This window comes from Psychrobacter sp. PP-21 (assembly GCF_033790785.1).
Lineage (GTDB): Bacteria > Pseudomonadota > Gammaproteobacteria > Pseudomonadales > Moraxellaceae > Psychrobacter.
This window is the reverse complement of record NZ_JAMYEB010000028.1, coordinates 1-16530: the sequence shown is the minus strand read 5'-3', so window position 1 is coordinate 16530 and position 16530 is coordinate 1. Positions and strand designations below refer to the sequence as shown.

General features: G+C 40.8%; 16 protein-coding genes and 1 pseudogene. 6 read left to right on the top strand and 11 right to left on the bottom strand.

What is annotated here, in order from left to right:
- Window positions 1–216 precede the first annotated feature (216 nt).
- The 8 genes and pseudogenes from NJD71_RS13005 to NJD71_RS12970 form a co-directional block, all read right to left on the bottom strand.
- Entirely contained in the window at window positions 217–1143 is a 927-nt protein-coding gene (locus NJD71_RS13005; protein WP_058025953.1) for a cation diffusion facilitator family transporter, read from the bottom strand.
- Between the two features lie 1515 nt (window positions 1144–2658).
- Window positions 2659–3627 carry a DNA-binding protein gene (locus NJD71_RS13000; protein ID WP_101204323.1) on the bottom strand — a complete coding sequence of 323 codons (969 nt, stop codon included), beginning with the start codon at window positions 3625–3627 and terminating at the stop codon, window positions 2659–2661.
- Window positions 3628–3762: 135 nt separating this feature from the next.
- Window positions 3763–4059, bottom strand: a complete 297-nt coding sequence (locus tag NJD71_RS12995) for a hypothetical protein (RefSeq protein ID WP_227522864.1) — start codon at window positions 4057–4059, stop codon at window positions 3763–3765.
- A pseudogene (locus NJD71_RS12990) lies at window positions 4046–4332 on the bottom strand (BrnT family toxin). Before NJD71_RS12990 ends, NJD71_RS12995 begins: the two are co-directional and overlap by 14 nt.
- 8 nt (window positions 4333–4340) lie before the next feature.
- The gene (locus NJD71_RS12985) at window positions 4341–4556 is read right to left on the bottom strand and encodes a type II toxin-antitoxin system RelB/DinJ family antitoxin (RefSeq protein ID WP_045448298.1); all 216 of its coding nucleotides are present in this window, start codon (window positions 4554–4556) and stop codon (window positions 4341–4343) included.
- Window positions 4557–4640: 84 nt separating this feature from the next.
- Complete coding sequence (locus NJD71_RS12980) at window positions 4641–5594, bottom strand: replication initiation protein (protein WP_220455961.1); 954 nt, start codon at window positions 5592–5594, stop codon at window positions 4641–4643.
- Window positions 5595–5923: 329 nt separating this feature from the next.
- Complete coding sequence (locus NJD71_RS12975; RefSeq protein ID WP_157822713.1) at window positions 5924–6094, bottom strand: hypothetical protein; 171 nt, start codon at window positions 6092–6094, stop codon at window positions 5924–5926.
- 198 nt (window positions 6095–6292) lie between these two features.
- Window positions 6293–6634 (bottom strand): hypothetical protein, encoded by a 342-nt coding sequence (locus tag NJD71_RS12970; RefSeq protein ID WP_101204326.1) that lies wholly within the window; start codon window positions 6632–6634, stop codon window positions 6293–6295.
- A gap of 262 nt (window positions 6635–6896) precedes the next feature.
- Here NJD71_RS12970 and NJD71_RS12965 point away from each other — a divergent pair, with 262 nt between their 5' ends.
- Window positions 6897–9545, top strand: a complete 2649-nt coding sequence (locus NJD71_RS12965) for a MobA/MobL family protein (protein WP_157822714.1) — start codon at window positions 6897–6899, stop codon at window positions 9543–9545.
- Between the two features lie 25 nt (window positions 9546–9570).
- Entirely contained in the window at window positions 9571–10527 is a 957-nt protein-coding gene (locus tag NJD71_RS12960; RefSeq protein WP_101204328.1) for a hypothetical protein, read from the top strand.
- Window positions 10528–10715: 188 nt separating this feature from the next.
- Here the strand turns inward: NJD71_RS12960 and NJD71_RS12955 are convergent, their stop codons facing one another.
- The 3 genes from NJD71_RS12955 to NJD71_RS12945 form a co-directional block, all read right to left on the bottom strand.
- Window positions 10716–10991 carry a hypothetical protein gene (locus NJD71_RS12955; RefSeq protein WP_025652653.1) on the bottom strand — a complete coding sequence of 92 codons (276 nt, stop codon included), beginning with the start codon at window positions 10989–10991 and terminating at the stop codon, window positions 10716–10718.
- 156 nt (window positions 10992–11147) lie between these two features.
- Window positions 11148–11372, bottom strand: coding sequence for a helix-turn-helix domain-containing protein (locus NJD71_RS12950; RefSeq protein WP_025652654.1), 225 nt, complete (start codon window positions 11370–11372; stop codon window positions 11148–11150).
- A 341-nt stretch (window positions 11373–11713) separates the two neighbouring features.
- Window positions 11714–12595 carry an IS982 family transposase gene (locus NJD71_RS12945; RefSeq protein WP_319052346.1) on the bottom strand — a complete coding sequence of 294 codons (882 nt, stop codon included), beginning with the start codon at window positions 12593–12595 and terminating at the stop codon, window positions 11714–11716.
- Between the two features lie 160 nt (window positions 12596–12755).
- Here NJD71_RS12945 and parA point away from each other — a divergent pair, with 160 nt between their 5' ends.
- The 4 genes from parA (at window position 12756) to NJD71_RS12925 (ending at window position 16428) form a co-directional block, all read left to right on the top strand.
- Entirely contained in the window at window positions 12756–13394 is a 639-nt protein-coding gene (gene parA / locus NJD71_RS12940; protein WP_144297958.1) for a ParA family partition ATPase, read from the top strand.
- Between the two features lie 3 nt (window positions 13395–13397).
- Window positions 13398–13607 (top strand): plasmid partition protein ParG, encoded by a 210-nt coding sequence (locus tag NJD71_RS12935; protein WP_025652656.1) that lies wholly within the window; start codon window positions 13398–13400, stop codon window positions 13605–13607.
- 323 nt (window positions 13608–13930) lie between these two features.
- Window positions 13931–15472, top strand: a complete 1542-nt coding sequence (locus NJD71_RS12930) for a type I restriction-modification system subunit M (protein ID WP_319052345.1) — start codon at window positions 13931–13933, stop codon at window positions 15470–15472.
- Window positions 15469–16428 carry a restriction endonuclease subunit S gene (locus NJD71_RS12925; RefSeq protein ID WP_319052344.1) on the top strand — a complete coding sequence of 320 codons (960 nt, stop codon included), beginning with the start codon at window positions 15469–15471 and terminating at the stop codon, window positions 16426–16428. The genes NJD71_RS12930 and NJD71_RS12925 overlap by 4 nt, the downstream gene beginning before the upstream one ends.
- The last annotated feature ends 102 nt before the right edge of the window (window positions 16429–16530 follow it).

The window sequence follows — 16530 nt, the reverse complement described above, 5'->3', positions numbered from 1 at the left end:
GGTCTAACCACACTTAGAAGACGAGGGTAATAGTAAACTTAATCATAATAATTTAATCAGCGTAAGTTTTTTATTTTTTCTAGGTAACGTCCTAACGCACGTAAATATAAAAGTTTTAAACTATTGATCACATAAGAACTGATTGAAAAAATTATGTTGACATAAGGCACGCGCCTCATACTTAAAAAGAGATAGCTATATACGGTCTATCATCTTTTAGTTGATACTTTCATTTAATGCACGCGATTTTTGATTGTCATCTGCCTTAGTACCAAATTCAATAGTTGCATGTTGTATATTCTGATGCGCCAAATCTTCCTTGATGTTTTCTTTCATAGTAATAGTCTCTTCAAACGTTATATCGGTCTTCGGTACAATATGAACTGTAAGAGCATTCTCAGTGGTACTCAAAGCCCAGATATGTAAATGATGAAAGTTTTGAATAAAATTATAGCTCTCTAAGATAGCAGTGATTTTACTGAGATCAACATTTTGAGGTACTCCGTCGATAGCAAGCTTGATACTCTCTTTTAGTAGACCCCAAGTCGATAACAGTATAACGACTGAAATAATCAAGCTAACTAGAGGATCAACGATATTCCAACTTGTATAGTAAATAATAATGCCCGAGATAACGACACCTACAGAGACCAATGCATCTACCATTAGATGCAAGAAAGCACCTTTGATATTAATATCGTCTTTTTGACCTTTGTAGAATGCAAAAGCAGAAACAGTATTTATAAATACACCTATTAGAGCTGTAATAATAATAACTTTTCCTGCAACTTCCGGTATCGTATCAAATCGACCCAAGGCCTCATACGCAATACCTATAACGATTGTAACTAACAATATGGCGTTAATAAGAGACGCCATTATAGAAGCTTTTTTGTAGCCATAGGTATAAAGCGTAGTAGATGCTTTCTGTGCTAATTTCATTCCAATTAACGAGATTATTAAACTGGCAACATCACTTAAGTTGTGGCTAGCGTCTGCGATTAAAGCTAATGAATTAGTTGAATAGCCCACTATAAACTCGATGAGCGTAAATGCAGAATTTAGACCAATCCCAATATAAAAAGCTTTATTCATATTTTTAGGGTCTGGAGCTTGATGACTGTGGTTATCTGAATTACTCATAATTTACCCTTGTTTAGGTTGCTGCATTTTATTAAAGGTAGAAAATAAGTTTATTGCATATTTTCTATATTGCACAGTCAATATTGCTCTAATACCGTAGACACACTTATTTTTATCAATAAACTGAGCCACAACTTGATTGTGTGTCCTATCTCTCCTTGGGCGAAAAAAGCGGATTTTACTGTAATCTAACTGGCTTACGTAAGCTTCTTGTTCTCATGTTCAAGCTCTTTAGTATGTGTAGCTTAGTCTTGAATGTTGGTTAGTATAGTTTCATTAGTGCGCTTTTTATGACATGACCACATAAAGGTGTAATCGTTTAATGCTTCAATCAGCATGCGAACGGCGCGTTCTTTAATCTCAGGAGTGTAAGTTTGTCTTTTCATTATCGTATTCTCTCAGAAAGATGATTTACCGCTTCTTAACAGCGCGTGTAAAACCTTGCATCTGACGACTAAGGCGGTCTTAATAGTAAACTACCTCAGTATTGTCAGAAACTTAACGTCTTGTGAGAATGTACTAAGTACTAATTGCTAACTTCAAAATAATTGAAATGCTTACGCTAAATGACGACAAAAAAAGCCTAAGCAATTTAACGAAGAATCAGATATTAAAAACCTAATCTATATGACAAACAAAAAAATGCCTCTGGGAGTTGACTCCTAGAGGCATTTAGTTTTTAATGTAATTAACGGTTACAGTGTGCGTCAACACCCTGTAACGAACAAATAAGCATACGCAGTGCGTTATTTGAACAGCATTAAATGCCCGTGTAGGTGCATTTTATCCAAAATATGCTTTCATATCAACCTTATTCACTATACATTTTAAAAACTGCTTGTTCGCTCGTTACCTCCTTGTGCTGCTCTCTCTGTAATTGTTACCCGTCAAATGGGTGGCAGGCCTCGGCGACGACTGCGTTTGACATAAGGGTGAGCTCCCTACAGGGGTGACTAGACAAAGGATCAGAGCAACGCAATGAGTGGTTACTCGTGCATATCGTAGCGGTATATTGGGTTTAGGCCCTTGCTAGCGTATGACAGCACAGTAGCGGTTAAGAGCGTGTCTAGGCGGTGCTATCAGCCGTAATCTTAACAACCGTAGCTTGATACAGTGATACGGTCTTGATGACGCGATGGGCGATGAAGTCGGCATGACTAATCACATCAAATCCAAGGAATGCACTAAAGCGTTTGTGAGTATTTTTTTACTCATAAACGCTTTAGGGTGAGTGTTCCTTGAAATCTGCTCAAGGCTCCAAAATCAGCATAAATTCACTTAGGCTAACTTAAGTAGTATATAGCCCACTCGGCTATATACTATAAGAGTCCAGAGAAAAATTTAGAATAGTTAATATACAACAATCACTTATTCAGTGAGTCGATATTGTCATGGTTGATTCATAAGCTTAGTGTGAATAGAACGAGATCTATGTCTTGGGCAAAGTATCTTTCACACTCATAACTGTTCTTTATCTTGAAATTCTAATTAAACTGAAACCTCGAATACTTTTATTTAATCAGCATCCAAAGCATTATCTTTGTTTTGAATAAGTATCAGAGCATCTTGTGCTTTCTTAAGTTGATCTTGTAACAGAGTCACTTGTTCTTGCTCCGATAGGTGATGGCTTGATAGCTCGCTATACTGCTTATTCAGTACGCTATGCTCAGCTTCAAGCTTAGCCTGTGTTTGGGTCAGCTGATCGTTGAGTCCTGATAGCTTGTTACGCTCAGCGACTATGGCCTTTAACTCTCCTTTGACTTCTGCCGTATCAGTCGCTATCTCATTGCGTTCAGTGGTGACTGTCTTTAGCTCACCCTTAGTCACTGTCAGTTCTGTTTGTAGACGTGCAATTTCTGCTTTATCGCTACTAGCAGTGGCTTCAAGCGTGGCCACTTTTGATAGGTTGGCATTTAACTCTTTTGACTGCTGATCAAGGGTATGGCGCAGATCTGCAAGTTGAGCTTGGGCTGCATCTGTCTTAGCTCGTTCAAGCTCAAGCGCGTGCTGAGTATCACTGAGTGTCTGTATCAGCGTGTCACGTTCAGCAGTCACTTGAGCTGCGGTGATAGCGGCTGCCTCTGCGGTTGCTGTGACCTCATCGAGCTGCCCTAACAGATCAGCTTGCTCACTCTCTAGGGTCTTAACCGCCTCTTGCGCCTCGTCTGTCTCAGCTTGTGCCTTGGTCTTAATGCTCTCTAGGGCTTCACGCTCTTTCACCAACCGATCATTGGCGATATCAATAGCCGTTTGCCACATATCCGCACCAAGCGACTGTAAGCGCTCAGCAATGCCACTTGGCAGCTCAACCTGTCTTAGCTGCTCTTCTTCTTGATTATCCTGACGCCAAGACTTCATGGCTTCACTGATGGTCGTAAATGAACCACCACCTAGCGCCTTACGCACTTCGGCTAGGGTAGGCTTAATACCCTGCTCTTGTAGCTGCTCAGCAGTGGCATGAATCTGTGGGGTAGTGATGGCCATGATAATTGTCCTTAACTTTGTATGAGTAGATATGTTGTATTATATGTATATAGTATAATACAACATACAACATACTACAATGCAAGATGTAAAAAAACCTCAAGTAATCTTGAGGCTATGGTCGTTAAATTATGGCTAGTGATCAGTTAAGTACTCTTCTAGCGCATTATTGATCATTTCTTGATAGTCACCACCTGTTTGCTTGGCTCTATCCTTAAACTTAGCAAGGATGCTTGGGCTGATGACACTGGGTTCCGTAGAGGACGCTTGCGTTCTGATACTGCCACGGATAGCACCTGACCAGTCGGTGGCTTCTGGAATGTCGGATAGATCAATGTCGTCATCGCTAAGCGTGGCTAAATGCTCTAAATCTGCTTGCTGCTTGGCGGTTAGTGGCGGTAACTCGTCTATGTGATAGCTAACTTTGTTCATACTGTCTCCTTTCACTCTTTGTGGCACGCCTAGCAGAGATAATGCGTATAACCTCGCCACCATCTATGTCTGTCTGCGTATGGGCTACTAATAAGACTGCTATGCCGTCTATTGTACCCAGCGCCTGCCACCGCTCCTCACCATTTTCATACCTGTCTTGCTGACGCAGGCATAAAGAATCTAAAAAACCCGGGTAGCTGCCTCAAATGATAAACGGTGTTTGCACTGATTGGTGATGTTTTTTTGTTCATCCCATTCAAATCTAATACTCATCTTTTCTCTCAATCAGTATGCTCTTTATAGATTGGCAATTCATCTTGACTGACAGCTGCTACTTTCTGATACTCAAAAGATAGTGGCACTTTATTGGTTTGCGCCACTTGGGTCAAAAATAATTTGATCGCTTGAGACGGTGTTAATCCATAGCTTTCAAATACCGAAAAAGCATTTTCTTTTAGCTCTTGATCGAGCCTAATATTATAATTAGTTGTCGTCATAACATCACTTTTGGCTTATTTATGTACATATAATATAAGCCATTTGTATAGGCTACGCTAGCTCAATTACTCTTTTTTTCTTTGCTATGATTTCTGCTTAGGGAACGTATAGCCTATCGCCAGTAAGTGCTTTTTGTGGGTCTTTAAAAAAGCCTCATCTCTTAATTGAGTGTGTAACCAACTAATAACTTCTTGAGTGCTTTTACCTGATGGTGCGTAACTACCAAACGGTGAGTAGTTAGCCAACAAAGGGGCAAAACGATCAATTTGCTTAACGGTTAGAGGTGGGATATCTCTATCCTCATTATTCTGATTTAGGCCCTCCTGTCCTTTTTTCTTAGTTGGCTTGGCCTTGACGGTGAATGTCAAACCTGTAACTGTGCGCCCACGTTTGATGTTTTCATAGGTGATTTTGATGTCGGTTTTCTGATTAATTTCTTTTATGGGCCCATCAACTGCATTCTCTTTCAAATTGTTGATGCGCTCATACGACTTAGGCGTGCCAAGTTCTTGCCTATATTGATCTAAAGTCATAGAAAAACCACCCTTCCCCTCAGACTTTTTTGCTAGATGGTAAAGGTCTAACGAGTAAGTCAATTTGAGGTTTAAGATATCTTCTTTTAAATATTTAGTGTAAGGGTTGAACTTATCAAAAACCTGAAGTAAGTATATTACCTCATCTGTAAAATGCATCGATATATAGCCATCTGCATATTTCGACCTGATTAGCCATTGAACCTCTGTATCATCACCATCCTTATCCTCATAAATGAATGTACGCTTCATTAATTTTTTGCTAGCTGATTTCATTTGCTTATAAGCCGAGTTTCTATCTATTCCGCTAAGCTTAGCAAATTCAGAAGACGCAACCTCTATCGGTGTTTTTTCAGTAGCATTATTAACCCTAACCAATGGGCTCGCTAGAATAATGATGCGCTTCTCATCAATAGACATCTCTCTAAAAGCTTGAGTAATTTTATTCTGCATAACAATCCATTTTTCAGGATATTTTTTTTCGTATAGCTCGACATCATTCATTATGACAACCTCATTATGCTAGTTACTTTAAGATACTAGCATAATGCGGGATAAAAGTAGCATTTAAACGGGATAAAAGTAGCATAATGCGGGATAAAAGTAGCATAATGCGGGATAAAAGTAGCATAATAGAGTGCGTAACCCTTTAATAGCAAAGCTTACAGACTGTCTAAAAGTCTTTAAAAGTTTTTAAAAGTAAAAAATATATTTTTATTTTAAATAATAAGGAAAAAACCAAAAAACCGACGGATTTAAGATGATAATTTGATCGACCAATCACTTGTAAAACTGATCAGTAGCTCAGAATGCAATTGTCCATTTACTTAATGTTATTCCACGTTCGCATGGTTCGGATCAAGCTTAGATCTTTGAAGATCTTCAAAAGCACGGTCAAAGATATTTTGAATGTCTTCATCTGTAATTCTGTCCAACGCTGTTTTCATACTCTCAGTATCAGTCTCATTTTTTGTAGATAACTCGTCTTCATTTTCAATAGTCATTATCGACACCTCTGTAAACACATCTTAAAGCATTGCTAAAACGCATAAAAAATACTCTTATATGCGTTTTACGCTCTTTCCGATATGATGGTAGCTAAAACCATTTTAAAACGCTTAAAACAGCCGATAACCGTCTCCTAACCTTTCGCTAATTAGTAGACGATCCAGCTGTACCTTCAATTAGGCGATTTCGAGTAGCTACTGTGATGATGAATAAATATCAAGCAATGAACCGTGGTCACTGTCCTGACTGTTTTTAGGTGGTGTAAAGCTGCTTGGTGTTTCCTTAGCTTCACCTTGCATCTTATGAGCAATTGACTTTAAAAACTCACGGTGCTTTTTCAAACGGACATATTTTTCATTATCGTGTGCGTCTAAAAAAATAGCTTGCAGTTCATGATTATCATCATCGTCTAATGCGTTGGCCAACCACTCCCCCAATATTTTATGTGCTTCAAGCCTGTCCTGATCAATCTCTTTTTTAAGAGCCTGTAATTGCTTAATCTTATTTGCGAATAAATCATCTGATATTACTGACATTACCTCATCCTTTTTTTAGCCAACTATGATAGAGTTGATCCTAGCAGTGTACACATAGGGATGCAAGGTAGTAAAATACACAAGACCACATCGTTTCGTGGGCGCAGTAGTATTTTAACCCTCTGTTAAGAGCGAACTTAGGAGTTTATATAAAAAAGGCCCACAAGGGGCGCTATTTTTTTACATAAACTCCGTCGTTCGGCAGGGGGCGAACCCCCTACAACCCCCAAAAAATCATCTCTCAATGTTCGGTTTTTTTGCTATGAATAATAAAGGGTTTCATTTGTCGGTTAGCGCCGTTAGTAAGGCGAAAAATCATAGCGTGGTGGCAAAGTCGGCTTATAATTCTGGCTCAAAACTGGTTGATGAACAGTCAGGAGTCGTCCACGATTACACCAGTAAAGCTAAAGACAAAATCTTAAATTTAGTGGACAGTGATGGTACTAAATACACGCAAGTTGTTGAGAAAAATGTGGTGCATACGGCGTTGATAACGCCAACTCTTGCTGGGGATCTAGCAGTGACACGTGAGGGTTTTTGGAATGATATCGAACGCATTGAGACTCGTAAAAACGCGCAATTGGGTACTGAGATTGATGTGATGTTTCCTGATGGGATCACCGCGGATCAGCGTATAGTTCTGGCCGAGCGCTACGCTCAAACCTTATCTGATCGCTATAACGTGCTTGTCGATGTGGCCATTCATCGGCCCCACAGTCACGAGAAACATGTGGGGGAGGTTGAAGTGGTTGAGCTGACCAGTCGTAACTTTCATGCCCATATTTTACTCTCAAGCCGTGAGATAGTAGCGGATGTTGAGGGTTATGCTTTATCAGCACGCAAGAATTGGTTGCAGTGGTCAACGGAGGAGCGGTTATCTAAGGGGTTAAACGGACGCGGCGATGAGCTTAAATATCAACGCACCCTTTGGGCGGATATGGCCAATGAGCTACTGCCTAAGAATAAAACCATTAGTGAGAAATCCTACCGTGAGCTGGGCATCAATCGTTTGCCAAAAATGAAACTGGGTAAATCACTATATAAGGATATTCTCAAAGGCAATCGTTCAGTGATTCACGAATACAACGAGACGATTGATGAGATCAATGCTTACATTGAAAAAAATGGTTTAGTAATTGAGTACGACGACAAGGGACGTATTGACCTAGAAAGCAATGAACAAGAGGTTAACGGCGTCACAATACATTATAAAAAGCGTAAACCCTTTGCGCGAATTGAGCTCAGTAATATCCGATTTGTAGATCCTGCCGTTGAACTTGAACCCGCTATCCCTAAAAGTAACAGTCAGACGCATAGTGATGCGGCCAATGATCACGCACTTGATGAGCTTTTAGCAATCTCAGCCGACTTTGTGAGTCAAAAAAAGATGGTACGCAGCGCCTTATTTTCAACCATTGATGCGCTGCATGAAGAGTTAGCGCACCAGTCTAAACAGATTATTACCATTGATAAAAACATTAAGAGTACCCAGCGGTTCACCGAGGAGGTGGGACAGGATTTTAGTGACCCCCGCCAAAAAATGATTGAGCTTGCCAGGCAGATAAGCACAAAAGAGCAAAGTGAGGCACTAAAGACGGCTTTAGTGTTGGTTGAGGAGTTTAGACAAGATGATACCCTACAAACAGGCCGCGCCGTTACAAGTCTTGAGAAGCAACTGTCACAGATTGATAAAATAGTGCTGAATAATAAAGCGATGCTAGAAAAGCTGATCCCGCTTAATAATGAAGTCATTGCTGACTACAAAGGGTTGAAGGCCACGCTAAAACCCTTTGCCGCAAAGCTGAATAAACTGGCGACTGGCTTTAAAGCTCTTGATGAGATTGATATTGAAAAATCCGACTTATCCTTACAGTGGGATCAAGCGTTTGCGGATCTACAAGAGATAGATATCACCAATAACATGGATACTTATCATAAGTTTGCTGCATTTGCAGATCTGGACGTTGAGCGCTTTAAGTACCTTGAAAAAGAACGTGAGGCGCTCAGTACGTTAAAAGCGGTAGAGATAGACGCGGATGCTGACACTCGTTTGACGGCATTGGCCGCTGATGTTAAAGCGTTTAAGACCACCAATAATGAAGACATCAAACAGTTAAAGCAGCAAATTAATACCAGTAAAAAGACTTATCAGCGCTTATCACCGTTTTATGAGCAGCGTATCGCCTTACTGGATCAAAGTGAGGCGGTGATCGTGCAAGATGATGATTTATACGATGAAATCATAAGTACCAAGACTACTCAATTGAATGCAGATCGGCTTGAGGACTGGCGCAGCCGTACTATGGCGCTGCAATATCAGCTCAACAAAGCGCATGAGCAAGCAAAGCTTAAGAAAGAGGCTGAGCGCGCACGAGAGGAGGCTTTGATCAGGCGGCGAGAAACCTTAAAACAGAGGCGGCAGCAGGCATCTCTTAAGCGTCAGCGAATCAATGAGACCAAAGCATATCGAGATCGATTTGACAATTTAGTGGTACGGGTGCGTAACCGCGTTAATACCCTTGATTTTAAGGCCGTTGATGCACCGATCGAAGTGATCAACGCGGCTGAGGCGGTTGCCGCACAAGCATTTATATTCACTACTCTAAAACACACTGACAGCTTTACGACACTACAAAAAAGTTTACGAGACACCGATGCTAAAAAAATTGCAACGCAGGTGCAGAAGGCAGCAACGACGCTATGGCAACAGCTTGAGCGCTTGCCTGACAATCAAGATAAGGTCGAGGTGTTAACGAAAATCAATGAGCGCTTTGAGCACGTTCCTGCTATCACCATAGATGGGGCAACGCTCACACAAACTGTGACAGATCACCTGCAAAAAACGAAGAACGCCATCCAAGCGCATGAACAAGCACAAACACGCCGCTACTCCTCACCACGCCCATTTTAGGCGGCATTATAATAATGAGTACCCCATGAATAAAGACAATAGCAATGAGCAAGACATACACGATCAACTTGTTAACCTAGTGACTTCATTGACTCCGGTCATTGGGGCCTTGCGTGAGCTGATTAAGCGAGCCGATGATGCGGTAGCGAGGCGGCTTGAGCGTTCGCTTAGCGGTATTGATAGCAAGGTGAATGAGGTGTCTTCTGCCATTGAAGAATTAGGTAGTAGCGCAAGCACGACTTCGCAGGCATTGAGCCAGTATCAAGAACTCGTGTTAAAGCAGCTACAAGCGGCAGTGACTGCTTTTACTGACAATGAGATGCCGCGTCGTTATGATGACAAAATAGCGGGCATCATCACCGATATGAAACAGCAGATTGATACGGCTGTAGAGTCGGTCGTCACTGCTAAAAACGATAGCATAGAGGTACAAATCAGTACCATGCAAGCGGTGGCTGACAAGCTTGGCGCAAGCGCTGACAATCTAGCCCTATTCACCAATCAGTACCAAGCTGGTCATAAGCAGATTATTGAAGATATTGAGACCTTTGAGACCACCACCAAAACGCGGATTGAGCAGGTCGAGGGTAGAGCTAGTAAAGACTTGGACAAAATTCATAAGTCCATTGAGACTATGAGTATTAAAAGGATTGCAGCCGCTGTCGCAGCGGGTACGATGGCTGTGATAATAAGTTTGGTGGCCCTGGTATTTTGGTATGTGCCAAGCTTTGATGAGATTGCAGAGATGAAATACCAGCAAGCAGAGCTACAGCGCGGCATCGATGAGCTTGAAACGGGTTGGAAACAGGCCTTTAATAATGCTCAAAGTGCGCAGTTTATTTTGGCTTGTGATGTTAATAAAGAGCAGCCTGATGCAATCAGCTGGTGCGTTAGAGCAGACAGTAAGAGTGTTTTGAGAGATGAGAGAGGCTTTGTTTATTATAAAATAGCTGGGGTGCCGCGTGCAAAGCCGACTGAGTAAAGACGTATGGCAATAGTGAGCTATATTGCCCAAAAGTGCGTCTTCTGAAACATATAAGACTGAAAAAAGGCTTGTTTGATTGTCGTTATCTTTGTCTATATTAAAAAGCCAGATAATGACACTTTATCTGGCTTTAAGGGTTATTGTTTCTTGTTAAACAAGAAGTCTGTAAATATAAGCTAAAGTGACTAGGCTGCTTGGTCAGTGTAAGCTGTGACCAACTCTATAAAAGCAGTTTCAAGGATGCTTAAAGTGTAGTCGTCAACGATAAGACCATCATCCAGCTGTCGTTGCACCCAGACATAAATCGCTTCATCATTATAAAGAATAGCGTCAACACCAAGTAATGATGCCAGTTGTACGCCTTGCTGTACTTGTAAGCTGAATAACAGCTTAGAGGCTAAATTTTTAGTCTGTTCACTAAACCAAGCGCAGCTGTTGAGCCGCGATAGATTGTTATTCATTAGTATTCTCCTGCAGATTATTGTGTATAAATAATGGATAAAATGACTTACTACAGGTCAAATTATACCTATATTTTAATCTATTGCAAGAGAAAATAACCTTCTGTAGGTCTTTTTATACTTTTAAAGGTTATAATGTCTTATGAGCGAAGGTGTTCACTCAGGCGACTCACTGCTGTCCTCATTTATGATTTCATATAAATCACCAACATTGATTCTAAGATACGTGCATAAAGACTCGATGACATCTAGATCAACTCGGGTGGCTTCTTCATGATACATGCGAGTAATGGTGCCACGATTGATGCCAGTATCCCTTGCGACATCGGCAATTTTAAGGCGTCTTTCGCCCATGATGGTCGATAAGTGACACTTCACCATAGTGGTTTCCTCATTAACGATTGGTGGTTTTGATTGGTGAGCAGATTATAACGAATATGAGTGGCTAACGTATTCCTTTTAGTAGCTCAAATTGATATTCAACAGCGGTAATTTACCTGGTAGTAGGCAGTTCGTTATGCTGTCTTTGATACAGGACGTCTATCATGATGGATATACGCTAGTTAGAAAAGGTGATGCTATTTTTACTATGAAGTATTGCTATTAGTAGTAATGTGACGTACATTTTTAGTTATACTTATATACTTATATACTTATATACTTATATACTTATATACTTATATACTTATATACTTATATACTTATATACTTATACCCCGCTCTCAACTTGAAATAAGCAATTCAAACTGAAGAGGCGGATTACCAAGTTTTTTGTTGAGTACAAAGCACAGATTGTGTGAAAGAATCTTACGAATCAATCGATGAGACAAATGCCATAAATCTCTTGCTCGTACCCTTTGTATATTAAATCGTTCTGATAGCTGACCAATGACTGTTTCAACGATACGGCGGGCTTTCATTAGCCGTCTTACCACAGGTTTGGGTCTATTCTCTTTCATGTTGGCTCTGAGTGGCGTTTGTAAATCTACTCCTTGAGCGTCGTAGTACGATGTCAGACTCGGGCTGATATACCCTTTATCAGCGCCAAGTAGCCCATGAATATGAGTGGTGATTTCTGGGGCAACCGCTCTTTCATCAACATTGGCAGGAGCAAAGGTAAAGCCTTTAATCATGCCCGATAAGTTAACAAGCAAATGTCCCTCAAAGCCATAGTATCTCTCTTGCTTAGCCGCACAGTAGCTAAAAGCCGCTAAGTCTTGATAGTTTTTATGCCGATAAGCGCGTCCATAATGACAGACGGGTATCGGAAAACCATCCATAAAATGGATGTTGTCACGGCCTTCAATTTGACTGACGTTATCTTGTATCTGCTGTTTGACTTGCCACAGATTGGCGCAGTGCTTTGCGAAGTTAGGGTATGAGCCGATGGCTGGAAACCAGTCTTGCCAATGCTGGGTAAAGTATTGCCAAATCTGTTTGTCTTGATCTAGGTGTAAAAATTCACCGACCATCTCCATGCAAATAACCTCAGGATCACTTAGCTTTGGCGCGTAACCTGCACTTCGCAAGGGTTTGGTGACGACTATTTTGTAATATTGCTCTACCATTAAATAGATATTGATGATAAATTCGTCTATGGGCATCTCACAACTCCATTGTATTCTTGGTCGAAAACAATAGATTAGTGAGGTGCTCTTCTTTTTTCAATCACTTTCGAAGTTGAGAGTGGGTATACTTATATACTTATATACTTATATACTTATATACTTATATACTCAATGCATGCTACAGGGATCTGTATTTATGAAGGTAATCGCGGTATTAAATCAAAAAGGTGGCAGCGGCAAGACTACCATCGCAACGCATCTGGCTCGTGGCTTACAGTTGAAAGGCCATAGTGTTCTGCTAGTAGATAGCGATCAGCAGGGCAGTGCGCGTGACTGGAGAGCAGTTGATGAAGACAATCCGGTACCAGTGATCGGGCTCGACAGACCAACACTTGATAAAGATTTAAAAAGCGTCTCTGATAAAGATTATGTGGTGATCGATGGATCGCCGCAAGCTACTAGTCTGGCTATTTCTGCTATTAAAGCCGCAGATTTTATATTGATCCCGGTGCAGCCGAGCCCCTACGATATTTGGGCGACCAGCGATTTGGTTGATTTAGTGCAGCAGCGTATTGAAATGATGGATGGCAAACTAAAGGCGGCGTTTGTCGTGTCACGTGCTATTCAAAACACCAATATAGGTAAGGAAGTAGCGACAGCACTACTCGATTATAACCTTCCAGTGTTAGAGACCAGAGTGATGCAGCGTGTTGCTTATCCTAACAGTGCTGCCCTTGGTAAGACAGTATTTGATACCGAATCGCCTAATAGCAATGCGATACAAGAGATAACCGCATTGGTCAGTGAGGTTCAAACATTTTTTGGTGAGGAGTAAGTCATGAGTTTATCAGCAGGTCGTCCTAGTAAGAACGTTAAGGATCAGTTAGCGCTATCAGATGTGACGGACAGTCCCAAAAAGACGGTACGCGTGAATTTTAATTTAGATGAAGATAAACACATTGCGCTCAAGCGGTACGCGCTTGAAAGCCGAAAAACGGTGACTGAGTTGTTGACTGAAATGATTGAGGAAAAATTGGTTGAGCGATAGGTATAAAAAATTCGTTTTTCTATACCTATAAAAAGGATATGTATAAAAAACTCAAAAAATTACACATATCGTCGAACGCTGTGCACCTTACTAGTATCATCAGATGCTTGTTTTCTTAAGCCAGACGCAGAAGCAAGCTGTAAAGAAAATGCCCATGGCAAAACAAGCACTGTTTCCTATATCAGCACCATATAATAGAACCAAAAACGGTTAGCAGTGCTAAGGTATATTGCCCTTAATCAAAGCGTACTCAATAACGATTTAAGTTACACAAAACATAAGGGGCTTCTAGCCCCATCATTATTCCTATAGGATTTTTTATCATGACAAGTACCCAACAACGTGCGGAACTGCATCGACAAATTTGGCAAATTGCAAACGAGGTTCGTGGTTCAGTCGATGGGTGGGATTTTAAACAGTATGTGTTGGGGACTTTGTTCTACCGCTTTATCAGTGAGAACTTCTCTAGTTATATTGAGGCGGGTGATGAGAGCGTTAATTATGCCGCACTTCCTGATGAAGTGATTAATGTTGATATTAAAGACGATGCGATTAAGACCAAGGGTTATTTCATATACCCAAGTCAGCTGTTTGCTAACGTAGCGGATAATGCGCATAGAAATGAAAACTTGAATACGGATTTGGCGGCTATTTTTAAAGAGATTGAAAGCTCGGCCAATGGCTACCCGTCTGAGCCTGATATTAAGGGGCTGTTTGCTGATTTTGATACCACCAGTAACCGATTAGGTAATACAGTAGCGGATAAAAACACTCGTTTAGCGGCGGTGCTAAAAGGGGTAGCTGGCCTTAAGCTGCATCAGTTTGAGGACAGTGAGATTGATCTATTTGGCGATGCTTATGAGTATCTGATCTCAAACTATGCGGCCAATGCGGGTAAATCAGGCGGTGAGTTCTTCACCCCTCAAAGCGTGTCTAAACTGATTGCTCAAATTGCGATGCACAAACAAGAGACGGTTAATAAAATCTACGATCCAGCTGCAGGCTCTGGATCTTTATTGCTGCAAGCTAAAAAGCACTTTGATAACCACATCATTGAAGAGGGTTTTTTTGGTCAAGAGATTAACCACACCACCTATAACCTTGCACGTATGAATATGTTTTTACATAACGTGAACTACGACAAATTTAATATCAAGCTGGGTAATACACTGCTAGATCCGCATTTTGGGGAGGATAGACCCTTTGATGCGATTGTCTCTAACCCACCGTATTCAGTGAAATGGATTGGTAGTGATGATCCGACGTTAATTAATGATGAGCGCTTTGCGCCAGCGGGTGTATTGGCCCCTAAATCAAAGGCGGACTTTGCTTTTGTGCTTCATGCATTGAACTATTTATCTAGTAAGGGCCGCGCCGCTATTGTTTGCTTCCCTGGGGTATTCTATCGCGGCGGTGCTGAACAAAAGATCCGTCAGTATTTGGTAGATAATAACTATGTCGAGACGGTGATCTCCTTAGCACCCAACTTATTCTTTGGAACCAGTATTTCGGTTAATATCTTAGTGCTATCCAAGCACAAAACAGAGGGTAAGACGCAGTTTATTGATGCCAGTAAGCTGTTTAAGTCAGAGACCAATACCAATGTGCTAACCGATGCGCATATCGAGCAGATCATGACGTTGTTTGATACTAAAGAAGATACCGATTATTTGTCTGCCAGTGTCGATAACAGCGCTATTGCTAAAAATGACTATAACTTATCGGTAAGTGCTTACGTAGAGGCAGAAGATACGCGTGAGATTATTGATATTAAAACTTTAAATAGCGAGCTTAAGATGACAGTTGCTAAGATTGATAAGCTGCGTGCTGATATCGATAAAATCGTTGCGGAGATTGAGGCATGAGTCACTTAGGTTATATGGAGAAGCTACTTGATGGGGTTGAGGTTGAGTGGGAAGCTTTGGGTGATATTGGCAAGGTAAGTATGTGTAAAAGAGTTTTAAAACATCAAACTTCCAGTAAGGGAGATGTTCCATTTTATAAGATAGGAACTTTTGGAAAAGAGCCTGATGCTTATATTACTAGAGAGCTATTTGAGGAGTACAAGACTAAATACAGTTACCCCCAAGCTGGTGAGGTTTTAATTTCTGCAAGCGGCACAATTGGACGAACAGTAATATTTGATGGACAGGATTCATATTTCCAAGATAGTAATATTGTTTGGATAGAAAATAATGAGAGTGAAATTTTAAATAAATACCTGTACTACTTTTATCAAATAGTGAACTGGAATGTTGCTGAAGGTGGAACTATAAAGCGTCTTTATAACGATAACTTACGTAAAATAAAAGTTCCTATTCCTCCCCTCAACGTCCAAGCCGAAATCGTCCGAATTTTAGACACATTTACCGAACTTACAGCAGAACTTACAGCAGAACTTACAGCAGAACTTACAGCACGTCAGCAGCAGTATGCTTATTATCGTGATCAGTTGCTGACGTTTGACGACGAAGTGGAGTGGAAGACCTTGGAAGAAGTTGCAGTAATAGGTACAGGTAGTCACAATACACAAGACGCTCTTGAAGAAGGTGAGTACGTTTTTTATGCTAGAGGGCGCGAACCATTAAGGTTAAATACTTTTGATTTTGATGAGACTGCAATTATTACTGCTGGAGATGGTGCTGGAGTAGGTAAGGTATTCCATTATGCGCAGGGGAAGTATGCGTTGCATCAGCGAGCTTATCGTATTGTTCCAAAAGAGAATGTAGAGCCAAGATTCGTGTACCATTATATATTGGAGTATTTTCATAGATACATACATCAAGTTTCGGTAAACGAGACCATCCCAGATTCTGTGTAACTGCCATTTAGATTAAATGCTTACTGATACGGTCATCAAACATAATCATAAAACGATTCAGAGCAGACGTCCAGTTACGGATTGGCATCGACCACTTTTTAG

Coding starts and splice junctions, on each gene's coding strand:
- NJD71_RS13005 (WP_058025953.1), bottom strand. CDS start 1,143: ATGAGTAATTCAGATAACCACAGTCATCAAGCTCCAGACCCTAAAAAT.
- NJD71_RS13000 (WP_101204323.1), bottom strand. CDS start 3,627: ATGGCCATCACTACCCCACAGATTCATGCCACTGCTGAGCAGCTACAA.
- NJD71_RS12995 (WP_227522864.1), bottom strand. CDS start 4,059: ATGAACAAAGTTAGCTATCACATAGACGAGTTACCGCCACTAACCGCC.
- NJD71_RS12985 (WP_045448298.1), bottom strand. CDS start 4,556: ATGACGACAACTAATTATAATATTAGGCTCGATCAAGAGCTAAAAGAA.
- NJD71_RS12980 (WP_220455961.1), bottom strand. CDS start 5,594: ATGAATGATGTCGAGCTATACGAAAAAAAATATCCTGAAAAATGGATT.
- NJD71_RS12975 (WP_157822713.1), bottom strand. CDS start 6,094: ATGACTATTGAAAATGAAGACGAGTTATCTACAAAAAATGAGACTGAT.
- NJD71_RS12970 (WP_101204326.1), bottom strand. CDS start 6,634: ATGTCAGTAATATCAGATGATTTATTCGCAAATAAGATTAAGCAATTA.
- NJD71_RS12965 (WP_157822714.1), top strand. CDS start 6,897: ATGAATAATAAAGGGTTTCATTTGTCGGTTAGCGCCGTTAGTAAGGCG.
- NJD71_RS12960 (WP_101204328.1), top strand. CDS start 9,571: ATGAATAAAGACAATAGCAATGAGCAAGACATACACGATCAACTTGTT.
- NJD71_RS12955 (WP_025652653.1), bottom strand. CDS start 10,991: ATGAATAACAATCTATCGCGGCTCAACAGCTGCGCTTGGTTTAGTGAA.
- NJD71_RS12950 (WP_025652654.1), bottom strand. CDS start 11,372: ATGGTGAAGTGTCACTTATCGACCATCATGGGCGAAAGACGCCTTAAA.
- NJD71_RS12945 (WP_319052346.1), bottom strand. CDS start 12,595: ATGCCCATAGACGAATTTATCATCAATATCTATTTAATGGTAGAGCAA.
- parA (WP_144297958.1), top strand. CDS start 12,756: ATGAAGGTAATCGCGGTATTAAATCAAAAAGGTGGCAGCGGCAAGACT.
- NJD71_RS12935 (WP_025652656.1), top strand. CDS start 13,398: ATGAGTTTATCAGCAGGTCGTCCTAGTAAGAACGTTAAGGATCAGTTA.
- NJD71_RS12930 (WP_319052345.1), top strand. CDS start 13,931: ATGACAAGTACCCAACAACGTGCGGAACTGCATCGACAAATTTGGCAA.
- NJD71_RS12925 (WP_319052344.1), top strand. CDS start 15,469: ATGAGTCACTTAGGTTATATGGAGAAGCTACTTGATGGGGTTGAGGTT.